Here is a 25,319-nt window from a genome sequence, read left to right on the forward strand (position 1 = left end):
GGGCCCCTCGTCGTCTCCGGGGGTCAGACGGCGGCGGCGGACAGCCTGCGTGCGCCGGCCGCGGCCGCCTCGACGACGGCGGGGTCGGGGGCCAGGCCGCAGGTCGCGAGCCACGTGGCCAGCATCTGGTGGCCGCCCTCGGTGAGCACCGACTCGGGGTGGAACTGCACGCCCTCGATCGGCAGCTCGCGGTGCCGCAGCGCCATGACGATGCCCGACTCCGTCGCGCCGGTGACCTCGAGCTCGTCGGGCACCGTGGCACGGTCCACCGCCAGCGAGTGGTAGCGGGTGGCGGTGAACGGCGACGGCAACCCGGCGAGCACGCCGGCGCCGTCGTGCACGACCTCGCTGGTCTTGCCGTGCAGCAGCTCCGGCGCCCGGACGACCTCGGCGCCGAACGCCTCGGCGATCGCCTGGTGGCCCAGGCACACGCCCAGCACCGGCGTCCCGGCCTCGGCCGCCACGCGGACCATGGGGACGGTCACCCCGGCGCCGGCGGGCGTGCCCGGCCCGGGGGACAGCAGGACGCCGGCGACGTCGAGGTCGGGCAGCTCGTCGACGGTGACGGCGTCGTTGCGCCGGACGACGCACTCGACGCCCAGCTGGCCCAGGTACTGGACCAGGTTGTAGACGAAGCTGTCGAAGTTGTCGACGACGAGGACGGGCCGGCTCACGGTCCCTGTGTACCGCAGCGCCCGCTCAGCCGTCAGCGGCTGTGGCGTAGGCCATGTCCAGCGTGCCGGTGTAGGCGGGCACCGCCACCTCCGGACGGTCACGGACGCCGAAGGTCAGCCCGAAGTCCTCGACCGCGTGCTGGAAGACCGCCACCTGCGGCGAGGCGGCGAGCTGCGCGCGGATGGCGGCGGGGTCGCCGATCGCGGTGACCACGAACGGCGGCGAGTACGTGCGTCCCTGCAGGAGCAGCACGTTGCCCACGCAGCGGACGGCGCTGGTGGCGACCAGCCGCTGGTCCATGATGGCGACGCCGTCGGCCCCGGCGGCCCACACGGCGTTGACGACCGCCTGGACGTCGGACTGGTGGATGACCACGTCGTCGGGGCGGGCGCCCGCCGGGAGGCTGCCGTCGGGCCGGCGGGGCGCGTCGTCGAGGACGATCTCCACGCCCCGGCCGCGCAGGGCCACCAGGCCGGCCGAGAGGGCGCCGGCGTCCCCGGCCTGCTGGGCCTGCGCGACGGCGCCGTCCCGGGACGCCGCCTGGTCGGTGAGCCGCCGCGCCTGGCGCTGCAGGTCGGCCAGGAGCCGCTGCTGCTCGGCGATGACCTCGTCGCGCTGGGCGATCAGCCCGGACAGCTCGGTGACGTCGCCGGCCCGCAGGTCCGAGCCCTCGGCGGTCTGGCCGGAGGTCGCGAAGAGCAGTCCCGCGGCGAGGGCCACGACGGGCACCAGGGCGCCCCAGGCGGAGCGGCCGCGGCGGACGGTCGCCGGGGGCTCGGGCGGGGTCACAGCGGCTCCTGGGGGGACGCGAGGGGCGGCACGACCGTCGGGGGGACCGTGCGGCTCCCCTCGGAGCTTAGGCTGGGCGGCGATGGTGCCGGTCGCGACGGACCGGCCAACCGAGCGAGTCAGCAGGAGACGGTCGCCAGTGCCCAAGTCGAAGGTCCGCAAGAAGTCGGTCTACACGCCGCCGGAGGGCGTGCTGCAGTCGCGGGCGGCCAACGCGCGGGCCGTCCAGCCCAGCCCGCGCTGGTACGCGCCGCTCATGGTCACGCTCATGGTCCTGGGCCTGCTCTGGATCGTCGTCTACTACGTGGCCGGCGACCAGATCCCGTTCATGGTGTCGCTGGGCGCCTGGAACTTCGCCATCGGGTTCGGCGCCATGGTGCTCGGCCTGGTCATGTCGATGCGCTGGCGGTAGCTCCGCCCGCCGCACCCTCGACAGAGGCCCCCGTCCCGCGCCCGGGACGGGGGCCTCTGTGCGTACACGGGACGGGCGGAGCCGCCGCCACCGGGGGTGTGCACCGCTGTGCACAGCCGACCGGTGCATCCACAGGTCGACAAGGCGCTCCACCCCCAGGGTTGTCCACCGCATGTGGAGAACGGGTGTTCGAGTGCACGGCGCTGACCTGCGGTTTCCTCGCCGATGGGGCGCGTGTGACGAGAAGGGCAGCCGAGTAACTACAGGTCTGTGCTTTGTCCCCAGCTGTGTACCCAGCTGTGGATGTGTCGACATGACCCCCGTGCCAGGACGGTCACCCACAGCGAGCGCGGACCTCGCGTCGAGGAGTCGACACGCGCGCCGAACAGGGCAGATCCCCTGGTGCGGGACGCCGTCCCCAGGTCCCCCGGCCTGTGGACGGACGACACGGCCTGGGAGGCTGGGGACGTGCAGTGGTCGGCACGGACGGCGGAGACCGTCACGCTGGGTCTCGCCGGTGCGCTGCTCGCGCTGGGGGCGCTCACCCTGGACGCCGCGGGCCGGGTGCTGGTCGGTGCCGCGGGCGCGCTGCTGCTGGCCGTGGCGCTGCGCGACGTCGTCCTGCGGCCCCGCCTGACGGCCGACGGGGCGGGCGTCGTCGTGCGGACGCTGGGCGGCCGGGACCGGCTGCCCTGGGCGGGCCTGCGGGTGCGGCTGCGGACGACGCGGCGGCTGGGGGTGCGCTCGCGGCTGCTGGAACTGGACACCGCCGCCGGTCCCGACGACGCCGGCACGCTGGTGCTGCTGGGCCGCCGGGACCTGGGCGCCGACCCGGCGGCCGTCGCGCGGGCCCTCGAGGCGCTGCGGCCGGGGTGAGTCCCGCCGCTAGAGGCCGAGCACGACCAGCGGCGCGGGGACGACGAGGGCGAGGGTCACCATCGCCGCCGCGAGGACGACGAGTCCCCCCGCCTGCAGGGCCGTGCGCCGGCGGGCGAGGACGAGCAGGCCGGTGGCCAGGATCCCGGCGACCAGGCCGCCCAGGTGGCCGAGCAGCGACACCCCGGGCAGGAAGCTGATGACGACGTTGATGGCCAGCAGGGTGAGCAGGCCGCGCAGGTCCTGGCGGGCCACCAGCATGAGGACGCCGAGAGCGCCCAGCAGGCCGTAGAGCGCCGCCGAGGCGCCCGCCACGGGCCGGGCGGGCTCCCCGAAGAGCTGGATGGCCACGGCGCCGCCCAGGGCGGAGACCAGGTAGACGACGAGGTAGCGCCACCAGCCGAGGCGGCCCTCGAGCTCGGGGCCGAAGACGAGCAGGCTCAGCATGTTGAGCAGCAGGTGGGTGATCCCGATGTGCAGGAACGCCCCGGTGAGCAGCCGCCAGTCCTCGCCGAAGACGTCGACGAGGACGGGGACCTGCGAGAACTCCTGGAACACCGGCGAGCGCCAGTTGTCCAGCGGGTTCTCTCCGACGGAGGCCGCCGAGAGAGCCGTGACGACGAACACGACGACGTTGACGGCGACCAGCGAGACGGTCACCGGGCCGAACCGGCGCCGGGCGCGGGCCAGGCCGGGGGCCGGCCGGGGACGGCGGACGCCGGCGTTGCCCGCGCGGACGTCGTCGGGGCACTGGAAGCCGACCGAGGCCGGCGTCATGCACTCCGGGCAGATGGGCCGGTCGCACCGGACGCACCGGACACCCGTCGGCCGGTCCGGATGGCGGTAGCAGGTGGCCGACGGGGGCGCCGGCGGCCGGCCGGCGCCCCCGTCGTCGGGACCGGTGGTCAGCTGCGCTGCACCTCGACCGACTGGATGACGACGTCCTCGACGGGCTTGTCGTTGCGGCCGGTGCGCACCTTCGCGATGCGGTCGACGACCTCGCGGCTGCTCTGGTCGGCCACCTCGCCGAAGATCGTGTGCTTGCGGTTCAGGTGCGGCGTGGGACCGACGGTGATGAAGAACTGCGAGCCGTTGGTGCCCGGGCCGGCGTTGGCCATGGCCAGCAGGTACGGCCGGTCGAAGGACAGCTCGGGGTGGAACTCGTCGCCGAACTGGTAGCCCGGGCCGCCGAAGCCCTGACCGAGCGGGTCGCCGCCCTGGATCATGAAGCCGTCGATGATCCGGTGGAAGACCGTCCCGTCGTAGAGCGGGTCGGTCGTCTTCTGCCGGGTGGCCGGGTGCGTCCACTCGCGGCGGCCCTCGGCCAGGTCCGCGAAGTTCGCGACCGTCTTGGGCGCGTGGTCGGGGAACAGGTCGACGGTGATGTCGCCGTGGTTGGTGTGCAGCACGGCACGGCGTGCGGGGGTCGATTCGGTCACGCCCTCCACTCTCCCACCTGCGGGCGGACCGGTCCCGGTCAGGCCGGAGGCGGGCGCGGCCGTCGACCCCACCCTCGCGCAGCTGCTCGGACGTCGTCCACTGCACGGTCCGGGACGTCCTCGCCGCCCACCGCGCGCGCCGACCCCGGCCGCGGGTCCGGCGCGTGTCGCGCACCGGTCCCTCCTCACCGGAGGGGCCGGGGGCGACGACGGTCCTCCCGCCGGTCGACTGGTGGACACCCGCGGCGCTCGCGCGTGCGGCCGCCGCGTCCTCCACCTGCGGCGACGGCGCGACGACGCGGCCCGTCCCCGCGGGACCGGCCGCCGGTCGTGGCCGCCGGTGCATCGACAAGTGCTCCGGTGGGCGCAGGTCAGCGCACGTCCGGCCGCGATTGCGTCGCGCCGGCGCGACCACCGCTGCCCGCGGCCCCGCGGCCTCCATCCTCGGAGGGCCCGCGAGACGACGACGCACGAACCCTGGAGCCCGCCATGAGCACGGCTGTCCCCCCGAGCGAGACGGTGCGCGCCACCTGGTTCGCCGACCGCCGCGTCAACACCAAGCTCATGGCCCTGCTGGCGGCGCTGCTGCTGGTGGCCGGCGCCGTCGGCGGACTGTCGATCCTCGAGCTCGGGAGGGTGAACGCCGCCGCCGAGAGCATCTACAGCGAGGGCGCGGTGCCGCTCAAGGACCTGGCCGAGGCGCAGGAGGCCATGGGCAGCATGCGGCAGCGTGTCCTGCTGCACCTCGCCGGCCCCGTCGCGGACAAGCCGCGCCGCGAGCAGGAGATCGCCTCGTTCGACGACGTCTTCGACGCCGAGGTGGCGGCCCTGCGCCAGGAGGGGGCCGACGCCGGCCTGCTGGACCGCTACCTCGAGGAGGTGGCCGACTACCGCGCCTTCCGGGACGGCACCATCCTGCCCGCCAGCCGCGCCATGGACCCCGCCGTCGACGTGGCGCCGGTGCTGGCCGAGTGCGACCGGCTGTTCGGGATCGTCGTGGACGCCGGACAGGCGCTGAGCGTGGCCCAGGCCGAGGCCGTCGAGCGCACGCAGGCGAACGCCGAGGCGTCCTACCGCAGCGGTCGGACCCAGGTCCTGGTGATCCTGGGGATCGGTGCCGTCCTCGGACTGGCGCTGGCCCTCGTCATCGGCCGGCAGATCGTCGGCCCGCTGCGCCGCGTCCAGGAGGTCGCGTCGGGCCTGGCGGCCGGCGACCTGACGCGCAGCAGTGGCCTGCGCTCCCGCGACGAGCTCGGCGAGACCGGTCGCGCGCTCGACGAGGCGGTGCAGAACCTGCGCGGCGTGATGGCGTCGGTGGTCGGTGCCGCGGACGCGGTGGCGGCCTCGAGCGAGGAGCTGTCGGCGTCGGCGGCGCAGATCTCGGCCTCGGCCGAGGAGACCTCCGCGCAGTCCGGCGTGGTCTCCGGTGCCGCGGAGGAGGTGTCGCGCAACGTGCAGACCGTGGCCGCCGGCGCCGAGCAGATGGGCGCCTCGATCCGGGAGATCGCCACCAACGCCGCCGAGGCGAGCGCGGTGGCCGCCCGTGCCGTCACCGCCGCGGAGACCACGACGGCGACGGTGGCCAAGCTGGGTGAGTCCTCCGCCGAGATCGGCAACGTGGTCAAGGTGATCACCTCGATCGCCGAGCAGACCAACCTGCTGGCGCTCAACGCCACCATCGAGGCCGCCCGGGCCGGGGAGGCCGGCAAGGGCTTCGCCGTGGTCGCCAACGAGGTCAAGGAGCTGGCGCAGGAGACCGCCAAGGCCACCGAGGACATCGCCCGCCGGGTGCAGGCCATCCAGGGCGACACCACCGCCGCCGTGGGCGCGATCGGGGAGATCTCGCAGATCGTCGCGCAGATCTCCGACCGGCAGACCACCATCGCCTCGGCGGTGGAGGAGCAGACCGCCACCACCAACGAGATGAGCCGCTCGGTGGCCGAGGCCGCCCAGGGATCGGGTCAGATCGCCGACAACATCTCCGGGGTCTCCACCGCCGCGGAGTCCACCACCCAGGCGCTGACCCAGACCCGCACCGCCGTCGACGAACTGTCGCGGATGGCCGCCGACCTGCGCACCAGCGTCGCCCGCTTCACCTACTGAGCGGATCCCGCCCGGCCGACTGCCGTGAGGTCGGACGGGGGGGGTCCTCGGGTGTCCGGGGTGCCGGCATCGCTCCGGTGTCGTTGAGCGTGAGGGCGATGTCGAGGAGCTTGCGGTTGGTCTCCTGGGAGGCGCGCGCCAGCACGGCGAAGGCCTGGGCGGCGGTGATCTTGTAGCGCTCCATGAGGATGCCCTTGGCCTGGCCGATGAGGTCGCGGCTGTCGATGGCCGCGCGAAGGTTCGCCTCGGTCCGGGCACCGGTGAGGGCGATCGCGGCGTGGGCGGCGATCGCCAGGCCGATCTCGACCGACGCATCGGTGAAGGCGCCGGGCCCGTGGGAGTAGAGGTTCAGGGCGCCGAGACGGTCGTCCTCGACCATGAGTCGGAAGCTCAGGCTGCTGCCCACACCGAGCGCGGCCGCCTCGGCGGCGAAGCGAGGCCACCGCGGTTCGTGGCGCATGTCCTCGACCCGGACGACCTGCTGCTCCCAGACCGCGTCCAGGCACGGGCCCTCGTGCAGCCGCTCCTGGGCCTCGTCGACCCGGCGCGAGAGGTCCCCGGTCGCGGCCCGGGACTGCACCTGCCGGCGTGCGTGGACGTAGCTGATGCTGCCCGTCTCGGCGCCCGGGACCGTCGTGACGGCCGCGGTGGTGATCGCCTGCAGGAGGCCCTCGACGTCGCCGTGCTCCACCTGGAGCCGGCGCGCGATGCGGCTCATCAGCTCGTCGGGCCGGTCGATGGGCGCGCTGCCACCGGAACGGTCGCCGACGTCGCCCACGGCCCCAAGGTATCGCCGCGCCGTCCGGAGCGGGAGCCGACGCCGCGGCGACCCCGGGTCGCACCGGCCGCGGACCCGGGCCGGAGGCTCAGCCGGCCGAGGAGCGGACGAGCGGCGGCAGACCGCCACTGATGAGGGCCTCGTCCGCTGCCGCCGACAGCACCAGGTCCTCGAGCGCCGGCCACGGGTGCCCGGGTGCCATGCGAGCCGCCAGCTCCGCCGGCGAGCGGGTTCCGCCGAGGGCCAGGTACTCCCACCACAGTTCGGTGAGGGAGAGGCCACTGAGGCGGCAGGCCAGGACAAGCGTGTCCGTGGGCACGGGGAACGACCTCTGGTCGGAGGGCGCCCGCTGCTGGACCGGCCCCACGCTACGCCGGTGCCTCCCGGCACCGGCCTCCTCGGCGCGGCAGGACGTGCCCGGAGGCGGTCCGGCCGGGAGGGCCGGGCGGTGTCGTGCGAGTGGAGACGAGGGGAATCGAACCCCTAACCCCCGCCTTGCAAAGGCGGTGCTCTGCCAATTGAGCTACGTCCCCCGGGCTGTGTCCCGGGAAGCTCCCGGAGGGGAGTGGGGGATCAGCCGGTGGTGGGGCGGCTGACCGACTGAGGGCCGTTGGTGGCCTCGTGCCAGAGATCCGCCTCGCGCGTGCCGGTGCCGGACGAGCGCCGGCGGACCGCAGCGACGGCGCCGGCCGCGACGGCGGCCAGGGCCAGCTTCTTGAGCACGCAGTACCTCCTGGGACGGCGGCCACGGACGGGGCCTCGCTGCCGCGGTGCCGGGGCACCGGTACACGGGTGGGCCTGGGAGGACTTGAACCTCCGGCCTCATCCTTATCAGGGATGCGCTCTAACCGCCTGAGCTACAGGCCCGTGGACCTCGACCAGCGTACCTGGGCCCTTCCGGACCCCCGCACGCGGGTACCCGACTAGTCGCGCTCGGCGAGCGTGACCTCGAGGCCGCCGACCAGGTCGGCGCAGAGGTTGTAGACGAACGCCGCCACGGTGGCCAGCGCGGTCATCAGCACGATGTTGATCGCGCCGATGACGGCCGCACCGCCGAAGACGATGCCCGGGGTGATGACGTTGCTGCCGCCCTCGCCGTCCGACGCCGTGCCGAGCTGGCCGAACAGGTCGTTGAGGGTGTCGAAGACACCGAGGCCGGACAGGACGCCGTACAGGATCCCGATCGCCACCATCCAGACGAAGAACAGCGCGATCGACAGGACGAGCGAGATCTTCAACGCCGACCAGGTGTCGATGTGCCGCAGCTGCAGCCGGGCCCGGCGCGGACCGCGGACACCGCGGCCCTTGCCCTTGCCCGCCGCCTGCTGCTGCCCGGTGCGGGCGCCGGTGGCCGGCGGGGGCGCGACGGAGGCCGGGGGCACGACCTGGGTGGTGCCCGACGGCGGCGGGACGGTGGCGTCGGCCGGGACCGGGCCGGGGCCCTGCCCGTGACCCTGCGCGGGTGCCTGACCCGGTGCCTGACCCGGTGCCTGGAGGGGGACCTGGCCGGTGGCCGGCTTGGCCAGCGACGGGCCGCCCGCGGCCGGCTGGCCCGCCGTCGTCGCACCCACCGGAGACGCACCCACCGGAGACGCACCCGCCGGGGACGCACCCGTCCCCGGCGTGCCGTCCGCTCCGGGCGCGCCGTCCGGGCGGACCCCGGTGCGCACCGCCTGCGGCCGGTCGCTCATGCCGTTCTCCCGTTCGCCTGCGGCCCTCGCCGCGTCGTCGCGTCCGGTCGCCCCGGCGCGGTGCCGGAGGCGCCCGGGCGCCGGTCGTTCCCGTCAGTGGGAGCCGGGGGCGAGCGGCGACCCGAGGTCGCCACACGCCGTGCTCCCGGTCTCACCCTAGGCGGCGGGCTCGTCGTTGTCCGTCGTCCGGGCGATCGCCACGATCGTCACGTCCTCGGGCAAGTTCATGAGCTTGACACCCATGGTGGCCCGGTCCTTGTTGTGGCGCACGCCGTTGACCGGGGTCCGGATGACGCCGCCGCCGGAGGTGATCGCGTACAGCTCGTCGCCGAGGGTCACCGCGAGCGCCCCGACCAGGGCGCCCTTGCGCGCCTTGGGGTCGGCGGTGAGCACGCCCTTGCCGCCGCGGCCCTGCGCCGGGTAGTTCTCGATGCCTGTCCGCTTGGCGAAGCCGCGCTCGGTGGCGACGAGGACGTCGACGCCCTCCTCGACCACCATCATCGACAGCAGCCGGTCGCCGGGGGCCAGCGCGATGCCGCGCACGCCCTCGGTGGCCCGGCCCATCGGCCGCAGCGTGGCGTCGTCGGCCTTGAACCGGATCGACATCGCCGCGCGGGTGACCAGCAGCAGGTCCTGCTCCGGGTCGATGAGGGCGGCGCCGACCAGCTCGTCGTTCTCGCGCAGGTTGATCGCGATGACGCCGCCGCTGCGCGGGGAGTCGAAGTCGGCCAGTCGGGTCTTCTTGACCTGGCCGTTCGCCGTGGCCAGGACCAGGTACGGCGCGACGCCGTAGTCCTTGATCTGCATGACCTGGGCGATCTTCTCGTCCGGCTGGAAGGCCAGGATGTTGGCCACGTGCGCGCCGCGGGCGGTGCGGTTGGCCTCGGGCAGCTCGTAGGCCTTCGCCCGGTAGACCCGGCCCTTGTTGGTGAAGAACAGGATCCAGTCGTGGGTGGAGCCCACGAAGAAGTGGTCGACGAGGTCGTCCTGCTTGAGGGCCGCCCCCATCACACCCTTGCCGCCGCGGCGCTGCGAGCGGTAGAGGTCGCTCTTCGTCCGCTTCGCGTAGCCGGTGCGGGTGATGGTGACGACGACCTCCTCCTCCGCGATGAGGTCCTCCATCGAGACGTCGCCGTCGTTGGCGACGAACTGCGTGCGGCGGTCGTCGCCGTACTTGTCGACGATCTCGGCCAGCTCGTCGCGGATGATCTCGCGCTGGCGCTGCGGCGAGTCGAGGATCGCCTGCAGCTCGGCGATGCGGGCCTCGATCTCGGCCAGCTCGTCCATGATCCGCTGGCGCTCGAGGGCGGCCAGCCGGCGCAGCTGCAGGTCGAGGATCGCGACGGCCTGGATCTCGTCGACGTCGAGGAGCTCCATGAGGCCGGTGCGGGCGGCCTCGGCGGACTCGCTGCTGCGGATGAGCGCGATGACGGCGTCGAGCTGGTCGAGGGCCTTGGCGTAGCCGCGCAGGATGTGCGCGCGCTCCTCGGCCTTGCGCAACCGGTAGCGCGTCCGCCGCTGGATGACCTCGATCTGGTGGTCGACGTAGAGCCGGACCAGCTCGTCGAGGCGCAGTGTCCGCGGGACGCCGTCGACGATCGAGAGCATGTTGCAGCCGAAGGACGTCTGCAGCTGGGTGTGCTTGTAGAGGTTGTTCAGCACGACCTTGGCCACGGCGTCGCGGCGCAGGGTGATCACCAGCCGGCGGCCCACGCGGTCGCTGGACTCGTCGGCGATCTCGCTGATGCCCTGCAGCCGGCCGTCCTTGACGCCCTCGGCGATCGCCTCGGCCAGGTTGTCCGGGTTGACCTGGTAGGGCAGCTCGGTGACGACGAGCTGCACGCGGCCGCGGGCGTCCTCCTCGACGGTGACCACCGCGCGCATGCGGACCGACCCGCGGCCGGTGCGGTAGGCCTCCTCGATGCCGTCGCGGCCGACGATCAGGCCGTGGGTCGGGAAGTCGGGGCCCTTGATCCGCTCCATGCAGGCGGTGAGGGCCTCCTCGGGCTCCGCGTCGGGGTGCTCGAGCACCCAGTACACGGCCGCGGCGACCTCGCGCAGGTTGTGCGGCGGCATGTTGGTGGCCATGCCGACGGCGATGCCGGCCGAGCCGTTGATGAGCAGGTTGGGGATGCGCCCCGGCAGGACCAGCGGCTCCTGGTTCTTGCCGTCGTAGTTGGGCTGGAAGTCGACGGTCTCCTCGTCGATGTTGGCCAGCATCTCCATGGCCAGCGGCGTGAGGCGGGCCTCGGTGTAGCGCATGGCCGCCGCCGGGTCGTTGCCCGGCGAGCCGAAGTTGCCCTGGCCGTCGATGAGCGGGTAGCGCATCGACCAGGGCTGGGCCAGCCGCACGAGGGCGTCGTAGATCGCCGAGTCGCCGTGCGGGTGGTAGTTGCCCATGACCTCGCCGACGACGCGGGCGCACTTGACGTAGCCGCGGTCGGGGCGGAAGCCCTGGTCGTACATGGCGTACAGCACGCGGCGGTGCACCGGCTTGAGGCCGTCCCGCACCTCCGGCAGCGCGCGACCGACGATGACGCTCATCGCGTAGTCGATGTAGCTGCGCTGCATCTCCTGCTGCAGGTCGACCGGCTCGACGCGGTCGCGGGCAGGGGTCTCGGTCACGTTGGGGTCACTCCGGTTCGGTGCTCAGGGAGGGCGGACGACGGCGCCCGGGCCGCGGAGGTCACCCCGCGGCCCGGCGCGCGTCACACGTCGAGGAAGCGGACGTCCTTGGCGTTGCGGGTGATGAAGCTGCGGCGGGCCTCGACGTCCTCGCCCATGAGCACGCTGAACAGCTCGTCGGCGGTGGCGGCGTCCTCGAGGGTGACCTGCAGCAGGATCCGCGTCTCCGGGTTCATCGTGGTCTCCCACAGCTCGGTCGCGTTCATCTCGCCGAGGCCCTTGAAGCGCTGGATCGCGTCGTCCTTGGGCAGCTTGCGGCCGGCCTCGGCACCGGCCTTGAGGACGGCGTCGCGCTCCTTGTCGGTGTAGACGTACTCGTCACCGAACTTGCCGCCCCACTTGATCTTGTACAGCGGCGGCTGCGCCAGGTAGACGTGCCCGGCCTCGACCAGCGGCCGCATGAAGCGGAACAGCAGGGTGAGCAGCAGCGTGCGGATGTGCTGGCCGTCGACGTCGGCGTCGGCCATCAGCACGATCTTGTGGTACCGCAGCTTCGACAGGTCGAACTCGTCGTGGATGCCGGTGCCGAAGGCCGTGATCATCGACTGGACCTCGGTGTTCTTGAGGACCCGGTCGATGCGCGCCTTCTCGACGTTGATGATCTTGCCGCGGATGGGCAGGATCGCCTGGAACATCGAGTCGCGGCCGGACTTCGCCGAGCCGCCGGCCGAGTCGCCCTCCACGATGTAGATCTCGGAGTTGCGCGGGTCGGTCGAGCGGCAGTCGGCGAGCTTGCCCGGCAGCGAGTTGTTGCTCAGCAGGTTCTTGCGCGCGAGCTTGCGGGCGTCCTGGGCCGCGCGGCGGGCGCGGGCGGCCGAGGCGGCCTTGGTGATGATCGTCTTGGCCTCGGACGGGTTGGCCTCGAACCAGTGCGAGATCTGGTCGTTGCAGACCTTCTGCACGAAGCCCTTGACCTCGGTGTTGCCGAGCTTGGTCTTCGTCTGCCCCTCGAACTGCGGGTCGCCGATCTTGACCGAGACGATCGCGGCCAGGCCCTCGCGGATGTCCTCGCCGGTGAGCTTCTCGTCCTTCTCCTTGAGCAGCTTCTTCTCGACGGCGTAGCGGTTGACGATCGAGGTGAGCGCCGCGCGGAAGCCCTCCTCGTGCGTGCCGCCCTCGTGCGTGTTGATGACGTTGGCGAAGGTGTAGACCGACTCCGAGTAGGCGTCGGACCACTGCATCGCGACGTCGACCGACATGCGCATGTCGTTCTTGCCGGTGCCCTCGGCGCTGAAGCTGACGACCGACTTGTGGATCGGCGTCTTCTTCGCGTTGATGTGCCCGACGTAGTCGATCAGGCCGCCCTCGTAGTGGTACGTGACCTCGGTGGCCTCGAAGGCCTGCTCCTCGGCACCCGGCTTCGGCGCCAGCTCGGCGACCGACACCTCGTCGGCGACGCCGGTCTCGGCCTTGCCCTGACCCGGCCGCTCGTCGCGCAGGACGATGCGCAGGCCCTTGTTGAGGAAGGCCATCTCCTGCAGCCGGCGGCTGATCGTGTCGAAGGAGTAGGTCGTCGTCTCGAAGATGTCGCCGTCGGCCCAGAAGGTGATCTGGGTGCCGCGCTTGGTGGTCGGGCCGACCTCCTCCAGCGGGCCGGGCTTGGCCAGCGAGTAGGTCTGGTGCCACTCGACGTCGTCGCGCCAGATGCGCACGTCGAGCGAGGTGGACAGCGCGTTGACGACGGTGACGCCGACGCCGTGCAGGCCGCCGGAGACGCCGTAGCTCTTGCCGTCGAACTTGCCGCCGGCGTGCAGCACGGTCATGACGACCTCGACCGTGGGCCGCTTCTCGACGGGGTGCACGTCGACCGGGATGCCACGGCCGTTGTCCTCGACCCGGACGCCGCCGTCGGCCAGCAGGGTGACCCGCACGGTGTCGCAGAACCCGGCCAGCGCCTCGTCCACGGCGTTGTCGACGACCTCCCACACCATGTGGTGCAGGCCGCGCTCCCCGGTGGAGCCGATGTACATGCCGGGCCGCTTGCGGACCGCCTCGAGCCCCTCGAGGACGGTGATGGAGCTGCCGGAGTAGGAGTTCTCGGTCTTCGGTCGAGCGACCACGTGGGGCCCTTCTGTCACGCTCCCGGCGCGCGGGTGCCTCCCGACGGGGAGGGGTCGCGGGGCGCACAGCGCCGCTGAGCCGGATGCTGGGGATTCCTGCGTCCCATGTTACCGGGTCCACCGACAAGAACGGCGTCACGCACGCCCTGAGGGCGCTCCTGCGCCACTCACGACCTCGGACGTACCACCCGTGTTGCCCCACGGTCCGACACGCCCGCCCAGGGCCGCTGGGCCCGCCGGAACCGTCCCGGCCGTCCGGCAGGCGCCGTGCACCGCTCGCAGACTGGTCGACATGGCACCAGCCGAGCGTGCACTCACCTGTCTGGTCACCGGCGTCACCGGCTACGTGGGCGGCCGCCTCGTCCCGGAGCTGCTGGCCGCGGGGCACCGCGTGCGGGTGCTCACCCGCTCCCCGGGCAAGCTGCGCGACCGGCCGTGGGCCGGGCAGGTCGAGGTCGCCGAGGCCGACGCCGCCGACGCCGGGGCGGTGGCCCGGGCGTGCGAGGGCGTCGACGTCGTCTACTACCTCATCCACTCCCTGGGCAGCGGCCCGGAGTTCGAGGCGACCGAGCGGCGGACGGCCGAGGTCGTGGCCGGCGCCGTCCGCGACGCGGGTGTCGGCCGGCTCGTCTTCCTCGGCGGCCTCGAGCCCGAGGACGAGGTGCTCTCCCCCCACCTGCGCAGCCGCGGGGAGGTGGCGCGGGTGCTGCTGGCCTCCGGCGTGCCCACCGTGGTGCTGCGCGCCGCCGTCGTCCTCGGCTCGGGCTCGGTGTCGTTCGAGATGCTGCGCTACCTCACCGAGCGGCTCCCGGTCATGGTCACCCCGCGCTGGGTGCACAGCCGGATCCAGCCGATCGCCATCCGGGACGTCCTGCGCTACCTCGTCGGCTGCGCCACCCTGCCGCCCGACGTCCACCGCTGCTTCGACATCGGCGGTCCCGACGTCATGGACTACGCCACGATGATGCAGCGCTACGCCGAGGTCACCGGCCTGCCGCGGCGGCGGATCCTGCCGGTGCCGATCTTCACGCCGTCGCTGTCGAGCCACTGGGTCGGCGTCATCACGCCGGTGCCGGCGGCCATCGCCCGGCCGCTGGTGGAGTCGCTGCGCAACACCGTCGTGTGCCGGGAGCACGACATCGCCCGGTACGTGCCCGACCCACCCGAGGGCCTGCTCGGCTTCGACGAGGCGGTGCGCCTGGCCGTGCTCAAGGTCCGCAACAACGCCGTCGACACCCGGTGGACCGGCGCCTCGGTGCCCGGGGCGCCGTCGGACCCGCTGCCCTCCGATCCCGACTGGGCCGGCGGCAGCCTCTACCTCGACGAGCGCACCCGGGAGACCGACGCGACGCCGGAGGCGCTGTGGCGGGTCGTCGAGGGCATCGGCGGGGAGACCGGCTGGTACAGCTTCCCGCTGGCCTGGGAGGTCCGCGGCTGGCTGGACCGGGCCGTCGGCGGCGTGGGCCTGCGCCGCGGCCGCCGGGACCCGAGCGACCTGCTGGTCGGCGACGCGCTGGACTGGTGGCGGGTCGAGGAGCTCGAGGAGGGCCGGCTGCTGCGGCTGCGCGCGGAGATGCGGCTGCCGGGCCTCGCCTGGCTCGAGTTCCACGTGGAACGAACCGGCGAGGGCGTCGACCCACCCACCCGCACCCGGCTGCGGCAGAAGGCGACGTTCCACCCGCTCGGCCTGCTCGGGCAGCTCTACTGGTGGAGCATCTCGCCGTTCCACGGCGTCGTCTTCGGCAGCATGGTCCGCAACATCACCAAGACCGCCGAGGCCCTCGACCAGCAGGGCGTGACGCGGGCGGACGAGGCGGCCTGATCAGGTCCCTGCCGGCCGTCCTGGGGCACCGTGACGCGTCCTGGCTCACTGCCGACGGTGAGCCAGGACGCAGCACGATCAGGTCACCTGATCATGCGCGGCCCTCAGACGAGGAGCTGGGCGGTGGCGAGCTCGCGGTAGAGCGGGCTGGTCTCCACCAGCTCGGCGTGCGTGCCGCGGGCGACCACCCGGCCGCCGTCGAGGACGACGATCTGGTCGCTGTCGAGCACGGTGGACAGCCGGTGGGCGACGACGAGCAGCGCGCGGTCGGCGGCCGCGGCGGCCAGGGTCTCGCGCAGCAGGTTCTCGTTGCGCGCGTCGAGGCTGGCGGTCGGCTCGTCGAGCAGCAGCAGCGCCGGGCGCGACAGCAGCGACCGCGCGATGGCCAGCCGCTGGCGCTCACCGCCGGAGAGCAGCACGCCCTCGTCGCCGACCGGCACGTCCAGCCCGCGCGCCGAGCGCTGCACCACCGCGGTCAGCCCCACGTCGGCCAGCACCGCCCACAGCTCGTCGTCGCCGGCGTCCGGGGCGGCCAGCAGCAGGTTCTCCCGCACCGTCCCCGCCAGGACCGGCGCCTCCTGCTCGACGTAGCCCAGCTGCGCGCGCAGCGCCGCCCGTGGCAGCTCGCGGACGTCGGTGCCGGCCCAGCGGATCGTGCCGCCGGTCAGCGGGTAGAAGCCCTCGACCAGCGCCAGCACCGTGGACTTGCCCGCGCCCGAGGGCCCGACCAGCGCCACCCGGCTGCCGGCGGGGACCGACAGCGACACCCCGCGCAGCACCTGCGTGCCGTCGGGGTAGGCGAACGAGACGTCGTCGAGCTCGAGCAGCGGGACGCCGTCCGCGGGCCGGCGCGGTGCCGTGGTCGCCCCGCCGACCTCGGCGACGTCGTCGCGCTCCGGATCGAGGACCAGCACCTCCTGGATGCGGGCCAGCGCGCCGAGGCCGGTCTGCAGCTGGGTCCACGCCGAGATCGCCTGCCCCAGCGGCATGACCAGCAGGAACAGGTAGAGGATGAACGCGACCAGGTCGGCGACGGCGATGGAGCCGGTGGCCACGCGGTAGCCGCCGAGCCCCAGCACGGCCAGGAACGCGCCCTGCACGGCGATCGACCCGGCCGGCGCCACGAACGCCTCCACCCGGGCGACCGAGACGCCCGCCCGGTAGGCGCGCTCGGCACTGGCGCCCACGGCGCGGACCTCCCGGGCGGTGGCGCCGCTGGCCCGGATGGTGCGCACCGCCGACAGCGCCCGCTCGACGGCCGCCGTCATCGCGCCGACCTCCTCCTGCGCCCGACGCGACAGCGCCCGGATCCGCCGGCTGCTGAGCACCACCACGGTCATGCCGACCGCCACGGCGGCGACGGTCACCAGCAGCAGCCAGACGTCGACCAGCACCATCGCCACGAGTGCGCCGACGCCGACCACCGCCGAGCCCACGACCTCGACCACACCCGAGGTGACCGTCGCACGCAGCAGCGTGGTGTCCGCGCCGACCCGCGACATCAGGTCACCGGTCCGGCGGCGGTCGTACTCCGCGACCGGGAGCCGCAGCAGCCGGTCGGCGACCGTCCGGCGGGTGGTGAGGACGACACCCTCCCCCGTGCGCTGCAGCACGTAGGACTGCACCGCGTTCAGCACCGCCCCGGCCACCAGGACCACCACGAGCGCCGCCACGGCCGGCAGCAGCGGGTCACCGGCGCCGACGGCGGAGATCACGCGGCCGGTCAGCGCGGGCTGGGCCAGCGCGGCCGCCGCGCCCACCAGCGACAGCCCCGCGGCGAGCAGCAACGGGCGGCGGTGCGGGCGGACCAGCGGCAGGAGGTCGCGCAGGCCCGCGGCCGGCGGCCCGTCCGGGGTGCTCAGGGGACGCCGGCCAGGGCGGAGACCATCGCGCCCAGCAGGCGGGCGTGATGCTCGATCAGCTCGGGACGGTGGCCGTCGGGACGGATCGCGGCCAGGTGGCCGGCGGCGGCCCAGAACTCGTCGCCGTCGTCGGAGTTCATGAGCAGGCCGCGCACGGTGACGTCGCCGACCAGCCGGCGCACCGCCTCGCCGTCCTCGGCGGCCAGCAGCACCCAGCGGGCGTCGAAGGCCTCGTCGCCGCTGGGCACGTGCAGCAGGCCGCCGGTACGGTGCCTCCAGAAGCGGGCCGGCGAGAGCCGCAGGCCCGGCAGCGGCAGGAGCACCGGCGCGGCAGTGACCGCGTACTCCGGCACGGTGTACCGCTTGTCGACGAAGACGACGTCGAAGGCGACCAACTCCAGCCTCCCGCTCCGACCGCGCATCACGCCGGCCGGCCGGTGGTCCCTCGTCGCGCGCACCGGGGCGGAGGCCACCAGCTCGGCGAGGACGGCGTCCTGCGGAGCGGTGCCGTCGGAGATCTCCCAGCCGTGCTGCAGCGCCCAGCCCTGCGCACCGACGGTGTCGCCGCGGTAGGCGAAGACCTGCTCCACCACCGACGGCGCCCGGGGCGCACGGCCGGACCCGACGGTCACCGGAACGCCCTGCGGCGCGCGGTCGTCGTCGCCGAACCGGCCGGGCTCCTGCCGGTCGTCCGAGCGCGGGTCGTCCGAGCGCGGGTCGTCGTACCGCGGGTCGTCGTCACGCGGGTCGTCGCCGGGCCGGTCGTCGCGGGGGCTGCTCATCGGGGCACCGTCCTCATCCGTACGTGTCGCGGGGCCCCCGCCCGCGGACCGACCGCGGGCCCTTCTTCCAGCTGGGGGCCGTCGGTCCGACAACGCGCAGCCGCGTCACGACGTCCCCGCCGACCGACGCGCGCAGCTTGGCGAGGATGGTCGGCGCGAGCAGGCGCAGCTGGGTGGCCCAGGCCGTGGACTCGGCGACGACGAGCAGCTCGCCCTCGGTGAGCGTCTCCGGCCGGCAGTGGGCGGCGATGTCCTGCCCGACGATCGCCGACCAGCGGCCGAACACCGCGCCGACCCGGGTCTGCTCGGACCAGTCCTGCGTGCTGACCAGCGAGTCGACCAGGCGGGCCAGCGGCTGCGGGTCGTCCTCGCCGGGGCCCGGGCCGGTCCACCGCCGCCGCGGGCCGGCCACCCGGCGCCGGGTGGGCGCCGGGCGGGACGCCGACGCCGCACGCGCGGCCTCGAGCGCGGCGCGGGCGATGTCGCTGGGGCGGGGCGGCCGGTCGTCAGCCACCGGGCACCTCCCCGGCCGGCTCCGCGGGGGTGGCCCGACCAGCGTCGCCGTGCCCTCGCCGACCTCCACGCGGGCTCCCCTCAGCTCGTCGGGCACGTCGTCGAGGACGGCGGCGGTGATGAGCGTCTGCTCGGCGGACCGGGCGACCTCGGCCAGCGCCGCGCGCCGCCCGGCGTCCAGGGTGGCGAAGACGTCGTCGAGCACCAGGATCGGCTCCTCCCCGTCGGCGCGCAGCAGGCCGAAGCAGCCGAGCTTGAGCGCCAGGGCCAGCGACCAGGACTCGCCGTGGCTGGCGAAGCCCTTGGCCGGGACACCGCCGAGGTGCAGGACCAGGTCGTCGCGGTGCGGGCCGACCAGCGTCATCCCCCGGTCCACCTCGTCGCGGCGCCGCTCGGCGATCCGCTCGCGCAGCGCCGCCGACAGCCCGGCCGCGCTCGGCGTCGGGGCGTCCGGGGCCGGCGGGGTGCCGTCGCCGGCCAGTGGCACGGTGCTCGCGTACCCGAGCCCGGCCGCCGCGCCGCCCGCGCCGGCCACGGTGGCGTAGGCACGCGCGACGTGCGGGGCCAGGTCGGCGACCAGTGCGAGGCGGGCGGCCAGCAGCTGCCCGCCGTAGTCGACGAGGTGGGCGTCCCAGACGTCGAGGGTGGCCAGGGCGTCGCCGCGGGCCATCCGCGCCGTCTTGAGCAGGGCGTTGCGCTGCTTGAGCACCCGGTCGTAGTCGCTGCGGACGCCGGCCAGCCGCGGGGTGCGGCTGACCAGCAGGTCGTCGAGGAACCGGCGGCGCTCGGCGGGGTCGCCGCGCACCAGCGCGAGGTCCTCGGGGGCGAAGAGCACGCTCTTCACCAGCCCGAGGAGCTCGCGCGGGCGCGGCAGCGCGGCGCGGTTGACCCGGACGCGGTTGGCCCGGCCCGGGTTGACCTCCACCTCGACGAGCAGCTCGCGGTCCTCCCGGCGCAGCGCCGCGCGGACGACCGCCTGCCCCGCGCCGTGGCGGACCAGCGGCGCGTCGGCCGACACGCGGTGGCTGCTCATGGTCGCGAGGTAGCCGACCGCCTCGACGAGGTTGGTCTTGCCCTCGCCGTTGCGGCCGACGAACACCGTCGGGCCCGGCCGCAGCGCCAGGTCGACCTTCTCCCAGCTGCGGAAGTCCACCAGCTGCAGGTGCCGGACGTACACCTCAGCGCCCGGCGGGGAGGACGGCCGCGGTGCTCACGCCGGACGCTCGACCTCCTGGGCCCGCACGGCGTGCACCGCGTGCCCGCCGAACTGGTTGCGCAGCGCGGCGACGGCCTTCATCGTCGGCGAGTCGTCCTGGCGCGAGGAGAACCGGGCGAACAGCGAGGCGGCGATCGTCGGCATGGGGACGGCGTTCTCGATCGCCTGCTCGACGGTCCAGCGCCCCTCGCCGGAGTCCTCCGCGTAGCCGCTGATCTTCTCCAGACCCGGGTCCTCGTCGAGCGCGCGGACCAGGAGGTCCAGCAGCCACGAGCGGATGACCGTCCCCTGCGTCCAGGACTTGACGACGCCGGGCACGTCCTCGATGAGGTCGACGGCGGCCAGCAGCTCGTAGCCCTCGCCGTAGGCCTGCATGAGCGCGTACTCGATGCCGTTGTGGACCATCTTGCTGAAGTGCCCGGCACCCACGGGCCCGGCGTGCACGAAGCCGGCGCCGGGGACGTCCTGGCCGGACTCGTCCTTCGGGGACGGCGGCTTGAGGGCGTCGAACACCGGCTGCACCTTGGCGACGTCCTCGGCCGTCCCGCCGACCATCAGGGCGTAGCCGTTCTCCAGGCCCCACACCCCGCCGGAGACCCCGGCGTCGACGTACCCGATCCCCCTCTCGCGGCACAGCACGTCGTGGACCTGGTCGTCGGTGTACTTCGAGTTCCCGCCGTCGACGATGACGTCGCCGGGCGACAGCAGGTCGGCCAGCTCCTTGACCGTCGCCCGCGTCGGCTCACCGGCCGGGACCATCACCCACACCACCCGCGGCGCCGACAGCGCGCCGACGAGCGCCTCGAGGCTGTCGACGTCGCGCTTGTCCGGCGAGTGGTCGTACCCGATCACCTCGTGGCCGGCGCGGCGCAGCCGCGTGGCCATGTTGCCGCCCATCTTGCCCAGCCCGATCAGCCCCAGCTGCACGGCTCCGTCCTTCCTTCGCAGGTCGTCATGGCACGGGCGCACGCGACGGTGCGCCGCCCGCGGTGTGCGGTGCCCTCGCCGACCGCCCGGGACACCTCAGCCGGGCAGGCGCACCGGCATGATCAGGTAGCGGTAGCTGCCGGGACGCTCCGCGGGCCGCTGCCCGCCGTCCGCGTCGTCGGTGGCCGGCTCCTCGACGCCGGAGAGCACCGCGGGCTTGAGCGGGCTGGTGAAGTCCATCCGCGCCCGGCCGGTGTGGACCGCGGCCAGCCCGTCGAGCAGGAACGTCGGGTTGAAGCCGATGGTCAGCGGATCGCCGTCGAAGTCGACGTCGCAGCGCTCCTCGGCCTGGCCCTCGTCGTCGCTGCCGCCGGCCCGCAGGGTGACCTGCCCCGGCGTGAACTCGCAGCGCAGCGGCGTGCCCCGCTCGGCGACCAGCGCCACCCGCTTGGCGGCGTCGGTGAACTGCACGACCGGCAGCGTCGCGTGCGCGGCGGACTCGCTCGGCATGATCGCCCGGTACTTGACGAACTCGGCGTCGAGCAGGCGGGTGGTCGTCTGCCGGTCCTTGCCCGACAGGCCGAGGATCCCCTCGCCCGAGCCGCCGGAGGACAGCGAGACGACGATCTCCGGGCCGCTGGTCAGGGTGCGGGCGGCGTCGGCGAGGGTGCGCGCCGGGACCAGCACCGCAGCGGAGGTGCCGGGGGTCTCCGGGCGCCAGGCGAACTCGCGCACGGCCAGCCGGTAGCGGTCGGTGGCGGCGAGCGTCACCCGGTCGTCCTCGATCTCCAGCCGGACGCCGGTGAGCATGGGGAGGGTGTCGTCCCGGCCGGCGGCGACGGCGACCTGGCCGACGGCCTCGGCGAAGACGTCGCTGTCCACGACCCCGGCCGACGACGGCATCGACGGCAGGGACGGGTAGTCCTCCACCGGCAGGGTCGGGAGGCTGAAGCGGGCGTTGCCGCAGGTGATGGACAGCCGCGGTCCCTCGGCCCGGACGTCGACCGGGTGCGGCGGCAGTGCGCGGGTGATCTCGGCCAGCAGCCGGCCGGGGACCAGCACCCGGCCGCTCTCACCGGCCTGCACGTCGACCTCCGCGCGCGCGGACACCTCGTAGTCGAACCCGGACACCGACAGCTGGCTGCCGTCGACCTCGAGCAGGATCCCGGCGAGGACCGGCACCGACGGCCGCGGCGGGAGGCTGCGCGCCGTCCACGCGACGGCATCGGCGAGCACCTCGCGTGTCACCCGGAACTCCATGACCGATCCACCCCAGCTCTGCACGGCCCACTGCTGTCGTCTGTGCACCCGTGTCCCCCGACGTCCGTGCAGACCGGGAGCGGTGCGTCGTTCATCGTGCCCGTCGGGGCGTGGATCGGGGAACCCGGGACCCGATCAGGTGCTCGCGGGTGCTCGTCGCTGCGGCCGCCGGAGGCGTCGGGAGACCCTCCGGGCCGCAGCGTCCCCACCCCTACTGGGGTTCGAGAAATCCCGGTCTCTCTCCCTCATCTCCGTCATCACCGGTGTGGAAGCTGGGGATCGAGGCCCTCTCCGCAGGTCAGCGCCCGAGTCGACATGTTGGCCCGCTGTGGGGAACCCGTGTGCCCCTGTTGTCGACACGTGGACATCTCGACGGCCGTGCACAGTCACCGTCCGTCGTCCACGTCCTGTCCCCGCCTCTCCCCCTGCCTGTCCCCAGTCCGTGCCCAGGTCGTCCGGGCCCGCGACGGCCGGCGCCGGCAGGAGGTGGGGACGGCGACCCGCTGCGGGGACGAAGACGCAGGTCAGCGCGGTGGGCCGGGGCTCCGTGCACACATGGGGAACGACCTGGGGACGGCACGCGGTGCCACGGGGGCCCGCGGCACAGGCGGTCACCCTCCGATCACGATCTCCCCAGGGTGTGCACATCCCTGGGGACAACTCGGCGCGATGTCGACAGCCGAGCGGCAGGTGACCGCCGCGCGACCGCGGCAGGACGGGCGACGACCCGCACCGGAGGAGGTCCCCCGGCTGTGGACAGCTCGCGCGGTGTCCACACCGACCGGCCGGCGCCGACCGCCGGCGGGCCTACTGGTGGGCCTACTGGCGGGCGCGGCTCTTGATGCGCGCGGTCAGCTCCGTGACCTGGGTGTACGTGGCGCGGCGCTCGCTCATCAGGTTGGTGATCTTCTTGACGGCGTGCATGACCGTGGTGTGGTCCTTGCCGCCGAAGGAGGCGCCGATCCGCGGCAGGGACAGCTCGGTGAGCTCCCGGCACAGGTACATGGCGATCTGTCGGGCGTTGACCAGCGTGCGGCTGCGGTTGGCGCCCTGCAGCTCCTCCATCGTCACGGAGAAGTACTCCGCGGTCGCGGCCATGATGATCGCCGCGGTGATCTGCGGGCCCTGCTCGTCGCTGATCAGGTCCTTGAGCACCAGCTCGGCCAGCGGCAGGTCGACCTGTTGCTTGTTGAGGCTGGCGAAGGCGGTCACCCGGATCAGCGCGCCCTCGAGCTCGCGGATGTTGGTCTGCACCTTGCTGGCGATGAACTCCAGCACCGCGTCGGGCACCTGCAGCCGCTCGCCGTAGGCCTTCTTCCGCAGGATCGCGATGCGGGTCTCGAGGTCCGGCGCCTGGACGTCGGTGATGAGCCCCCACTCGAACCGCGTGCGCAGCCGGTCCTCCAGCGTCGTCAGCTTCTTCGGCGCCCGGTCGGACGTGATGACGATCTGCTTGCTGGCGTTGTGGAGCGTGTTGAAGGTGTGGAAGAACTCCTCCTGCGTCCGCTCGGCGCGCTCCAGGAACTGGATGTCGTCGATGAGCAGGAAGTCGATGTCCCGGTACCGGCGGCGGAAGTCCTCGGCCCGGCCGGAGTGCACCAGGTTGATGAACTCGTTGGTGAACTCCTCGGTGCTGACGTAGCGCACCCGCACGTTGGGGAACATCCGCGCCGCGTAGTGCCCGATCGCGTGCAGCAGGTGGGTCTTGCCGAGACCGGAGTCGCCGTAGACGAACAGCGGGTTGTAGGCCCGTGCCGGGGCCTCCGCGACGGCGACCGCCGCGGCGTGGGCGAAGCGGTTGCTGTTGCCGATGACGAAGCTGTCGAAGACGTACTTCGGGTTCAGGCCGGGGTCGAGGCCGGCCGGCGGACGGCGGTCGCCGAACAGCGGCACCGCGCCGCCGGAGGTCCGGCCGGAGGCCCCGCTCCGGCGCTGCGCGGGCTCCTCGGGGGCGTCGTCACCGAGGTCGAAGGGCAGCACCTCGGCACCCTCGCCGGCCGGCACCCCGCGGCGCCGGCCTCCGCTGCGCCCGCGGCCCGCGGGGCTCCAGTCGGTCCCGGGCCACTCGCCCGCCCCGTCACCGGCCCCTGACGGCGGCTCGGCGGTGGCCGCCGGCGGGACGGCGTCGTGACGCGGGGCGTCGTAGGGCGAGTGGGGACCGGGCTCGAACGGCGAGGGCTCGAACGGCGAGGGCTCGAACGGTGCGCGCTCCAGCGGCCGCGCGTCGCTGCGCACCCCGAAGGCGCTGCGGCCGTCGTCGGCACGCTCGCGGTCCTCGTCGGTGGGGTCGGCCTCGACCGGGGTCCACGGGCGGCGGGTCGGCGCCTCCGCGGGCTCCGGGGCGGCCGACGCCGGGGCGTCCTCGAGCTGGATGGCGACGCCGATGTCGCGGCCGAGCTGCTCCGACAGCGCCTCGGCGAGCACCCGGCGCATCCGGGACTCCAGCACGGTCTGGGTGAACTCGTTGGGTGCGGCCAGCACCGCGGTGCCGCCGACGAGCCCCACCGGCCGGGTGAGGTTGAGCATCGCGTTCTGCTGCCGGGTCAGGCTGGTGGCCAGCCGCTCGCGGACCGAGTCCCAGACCTCCGCCAGGTCCACCGTGGCATCGGCCATGACCGTGTCCTCCCCTTGCAGATCGTCCCCGCTGTCACGACCTCGGTGCCCCCAAGGCCGGCGTCCCCCGCGCCGCGGCCGTCCAGGGTGTGGACATCCGGGCACACGGGATCCACACGAGTGTCCACAGGCTGTGCACGACTGGCGACAGGGCGCCTTGTCGACCCGCTGGTGCGGGACAGTCCCGGCGACGTCGCTGGTCGGGAGGGAGGTCGTGATACGGCTCGAGGCGGACGGCGGTCAGGTCGACCGGGTGGTCGGCCCCCGGTTCGGACGTACGGCCCGGACCGGAGCGACGGCGACGCTAACAGCCCCGTCCACAGCCCGGCAACGACGTCCAGGGACGCTGGGGACGCCCGGTGCGCGTGTCGTCCGGCGTGTCGTCCCCGCGCGGTCGGCGTGCCGACACCGACCGTCCGCCCGGCCCGGGCACCATGACGGGTCGCCGTCCGCCGGACGGCGCGACGCGGGAGGCCGGCCACGGCGTCCTCGGTCCTGGCGGACCTCGGTTATGCTGGTCGGAGTCTGTGGACCGGTCCGGGCACTCGTCGGAGCCGAGCCGCAGCGACCAGCCTCGCGGGGTCCCGCGGAGGAGCCCCGCCGCCCCTCCCGGAGCCCCGCCGCGTGCCTGCCCGCCGGCCGGCCGCACCACCGATGTCCTGCCGTAGGAGTACCCCGTGAGCAAGCGCACCTTCCAGCCGAACAACCGCCGCCGGTCCAAGACCCACGGCTTCCGGCTGCGGATGCGCACCCGCGCCGGCCGCGCGATCCTCGCCGGCCGCCGCCGCAAGGGTCGCGAGAAGCTCTCCGCCTGAG

General features: G+C 74.0%; 21 protein-coding genes and 2 tRNA genes. 5 read left to right on the forward strand and 18 right to left on the reverse strand.

What is annotated here, in order from left to right; genetic code table 11:
- Positions 1 to 23 precede the first annotated feature (23 nt).
- Both JD79_RS06430 and JD79_RS06435 read right to left on the reverse strand, forming a co-directional pair.
- Entirely contained in the window at positions 24 to 674 is a 651-nt protein-coding gene (locus tag JD79_RS06430) for an aminodeoxychorismate/anthranilate synthase component II (RefSeq protein WP_110004844.1), read from the reverse strand.
- A gap of 25 nt (positions 675 to 699) precedes the next feature.
- A complete protein-coding gene (locus JD79_RS06435; RefSeq protein ID WP_110004845.1) occupies positions 700 to 1,464 on the reverse strand; it encodes a DUF881 domain-containing protein in 765 nt (254 codons plus the stop codon).
- Between the two features lie 139 nt (positions 1,465 to 1,603).
- Between JD79_RS06435 and crgA the strand changes: the two genes are divergently transcribed.
- The gene (gene crgA, locus JD79_RS06440) at positions 1,604 to 1,876 is read left to right on the forward strand and encodes a cell division protein CrgA (protein WP_110004846.1); all 273 of its coding nucleotides are present in this window, start codon (positions 1,604 to 1,606) and stop codon (positions 1,874 to 1,876) included.
- Positions 1,877 to 2,344: 468 nt separating this feature from the next.
- Complete coding sequence (locus tag JD79_RS06445) at positions 2,345 to 2,752, forward strand: PH domain-containing protein (RefSeq protein WP_170149136.1); 408 nt, start codon at positions 2,345 to 2,347, stop codon at positions 2,750 to 2,752.
- A 9-nt stretch (positions 2,753 to 2,761) separates the two neighbouring features.
- Here the strand turns inward: JD79_RS06445 and JD79_RS06450 are convergent, their stop codons facing one another.
- Both JD79_RS06450 and JD79_RS06455 read right to left on the reverse strand, forming a co-directional pair.
- Positions 2,762 to 3,529: a rhomboid family intramembrane serine protease gene (locus tag JD79_RS06450; protein ID WP_110004848.1), complete on the reverse strand. Its 768-nt coding sequence runs from the start codon at positions 3,527 to 3,529 to the stop codon at positions 2,762 to 2,764.
- 128 nt (positions 3,530 to 3,657) lie between these two features.
- Complete coding sequence (locus tag JD79_RS06455) at positions 3,658 to 4,191, reverse strand: peptidylprolyl isomerase (protein WP_110007491.1); 534 nt, start codon at positions 4,189 to 4,191, stop codon at positions 3,658 to 3,660.
- A 489-nt stretch (positions 4,192 to 4,680) separates the two neighbouring features.
- Between JD79_RS06455 and JD79_RS06460 the strand changes: the two genes are divergently transcribed.
- Positions 4,681 to 6,294, forward strand: a complete 1,614-nt coding sequence (locus JD79_RS06460) for a methyl-accepting chemotaxis protein (protein ID WP_110004849.1) — start codon at positions 4,681 to 4,683, stop codon at positions 6,292 to 6,294.
- Here JD79_RS06460 and JD79_RS06465 read toward each other — a convergent pair.
- From JD79_RS06465 to gyrB, 8 genes are all read right to left on the reverse strand, one after another.
- Positions 6,284 to 7,072 (reverse strand): GAF and ANTAR domain-containing protein, encoded by a 789-nt coding sequence (locus JD79_RS06465; RefSeq protein ID WP_245899818.1) that lies wholly within the window; start codon positions 7,070 to 7,072, stop codon positions 6,284 to 6,286. The genes JD79_RS06460 and JD79_RS06465 overlap by 11 nt on opposite strands.
- An 88-nt stretch (positions 7,073 to 7,160) precedes the next feature.
- Positions 7,161 to 7,391 carry a hypothetical protein gene (locus JD79_RS06470; RefSeq protein ID WP_146220401.1) on the reverse strand — a complete coding sequence of 77 codons (231 nt, stop codon included), beginning with the start codon at positions 7,389 to 7,391 and terminating at the stop codon, positions 7,161 to 7,163.
- A gap of 141 nt (positions 7,392 to 7,532) precedes the next feature.
- Positions 7,533 to 7,605: transfer RNA gene (locus JD79_RS06475), tRNA-Ala, on the reverse strand.
- A 40-nt stretch (positions 7,606 to 7,645) separates the two neighbouring features.
- A complete protein-coding gene (locus tag JD79_RS22490) occupies positions 7,646 to 7,795 on the reverse strand; it encodes a DLW-39 family protein (protein ID WP_170149137.1) in 150 nt (49 codons plus the stop codon).
- Positions 7,796 to 7,865: 70 nt separating this feature from the next.
- Positions 7,866 to 7,939 (reverse strand) — tRNA-Ile (locus JD79_RS06480).
- Between the two features lie 56 nt (positions 7,940 to 7,995).
- The gene (locus JD79_RS06485; RefSeq protein WP_245899820.1) at positions 7,996 to 8,643 is read right to left on the reverse strand and encodes a DUF3566 domain-containing protein; all 648 of its coding nucleotides are present in this window, start codon (positions 8,641 to 8,643) and stop codon (positions 7,996 to 7,998) included.
- Between the two features lie 276 nt (positions 8,644 to 8,919).
- On the reverse strand, positions 8,920 to 11,388 hold the full coding sequence (gene gyrA / locus JD79_RS06490) for a DNA gyrase subunit A (protein WP_110004852.1): 2,469 nt from the start codon (positions 11,386 to 11,388) through the stop codon (positions 8,920 to 8,922).
- Positions 11,389 to 11,471: 83 nt separating this feature from the next.
- A complete protein-coding gene (gyrB, locus tag JD79_RS06495; RefSeq protein ID WP_110004853.1) occupies positions 11,472 to 13,508 on the reverse strand; it encodes a DNA topoisomerase (ATP-hydrolyzing) subunit B in 2,037 nt (678 codons plus the stop codon).
- 292 nt (positions 13,509 to 13,800) lie between these two features.
- On the opposite strand from gyrB, the gene JD79_RS06500 reads away from it, so the two are divergent.
- Positions 13,801 to 15,330, forward strand: a complete 1,530-nt coding sequence (locus tag JD79_RS06500) for an SDR family oxidoreductase (protein ID WP_110004854.1) — start codon at positions 13,801 to 13,803, stop codon at positions 15,328 to 15,330.
- 104 nt (positions 15,331 to 15,434) lie between these two features.
- On the opposite strand, the gene JD79_RS06505 is transcribed toward JD79_RS06500, so the two are convergent.
- The 6 genes from JD79_RS06505 to dnaA all read right to left on the reverse strand — a co-directional run bounded on the left by JD79_RS06505 (position 15,435) and on the right by dnaA (position 24,503).
- Positions 15,435 to 17,117, reverse strand: coding sequence for an ABC transporter ATP-binding protein (locus tag JD79_RS06505; RefSeq protein ID WP_245899822.1), 1,683 nt, complete (start codon positions 17,115 to 17,117; stop codon positions 15,435 to 15,437).
- Between the two features lie 71 nt (positions 17,118 to 17,188).
- The gene (locus tag JD79_RS06510; RefSeq protein WP_211307888.1) at positions 17,189 to 17,974 is read right to left on the reverse strand and encodes a hypothetical protein; all 786 of its coding nucleotides are present in this window, start codon (positions 17,972 to 17,974) and stop codon (positions 17,189 to 17,191) included.
- A gap of 13 nt (positions 17,975 to 17,987) precedes the next feature.
- Positions 17,988 to 19,664 (reverse strand): DNA replication/repair protein RecF, encoded by a 1,677-nt coding sequence (gene recF / locus JD79_RS06515; RefSeq protein ID WP_110004856.1) that lies wholly within the window; start codon positions 19,662 to 19,664, stop codon positions 17,988 to 17,990.
- A gap of 33 nt (positions 19,665 to 19,697) precedes the next feature.
- Complete coding sequence (gene gnd, locus JD79_RS06520) at positions 19,698 to 20,630, reverse strand: phosphogluconate dehydrogenase (NAD(+)-dependent, decarboxylating) (RefSeq protein ID WP_110004857.1); 933 nt, start codon at positions 20,628 to 20,630, stop codon at positions 19,698 to 19,700.
- A gap of 96 nt (positions 20,631 to 20,726) precedes the next feature.
- Positions 20,727 to 21,890, reverse strand: coding sequence for a DNA polymerase III subunit beta (gene dnaN / locus JD79_RS06525; RefSeq protein ID WP_110004858.1), 1,164 nt, complete (start codon positions 21,888 to 21,890; stop codon positions 20,727 to 20,729).
- 819 nt (positions 21,891 to 22,709) lie between these two features.
- Positions 22,710 to 24,503 carry a chromosomal replication initiator protein DnaA gene (gene dnaA / locus JD79_RS06530; protein ID WP_110004859.1) on the reverse strand — a complete coding sequence of 598 codons (1,794 nt, stop codon included), beginning with the start codon at positions 24,501 to 24,503 and terminating at the stop codon, positions 22,710 to 22,712.
- Positions 24,504 to 25,180: 677 nt separating this feature from the next.
- Here dnaA and rpmH point away from each other — a divergent pair.
- Entirely contained in the window at positions 25,181 to 25,318 is a 138-nt protein-coding gene (gene rpmH / locus JD79_RS06535) for a 50S ribosomal protein L34 (protein WP_040338882.1), read from the forward strand.
- Position 25,319 lies beyond the last annotated feature (1 nt).

Source organism: Geodermatophilus normandii (genome assembly GCF_003182485.1).
Lineage (GTDB): Bacteria > Actinomycetota > Actinomycetes > Mycobacteriales > Geodermatophilaceae > Geodermatophilus > Geodermatophilus normandii.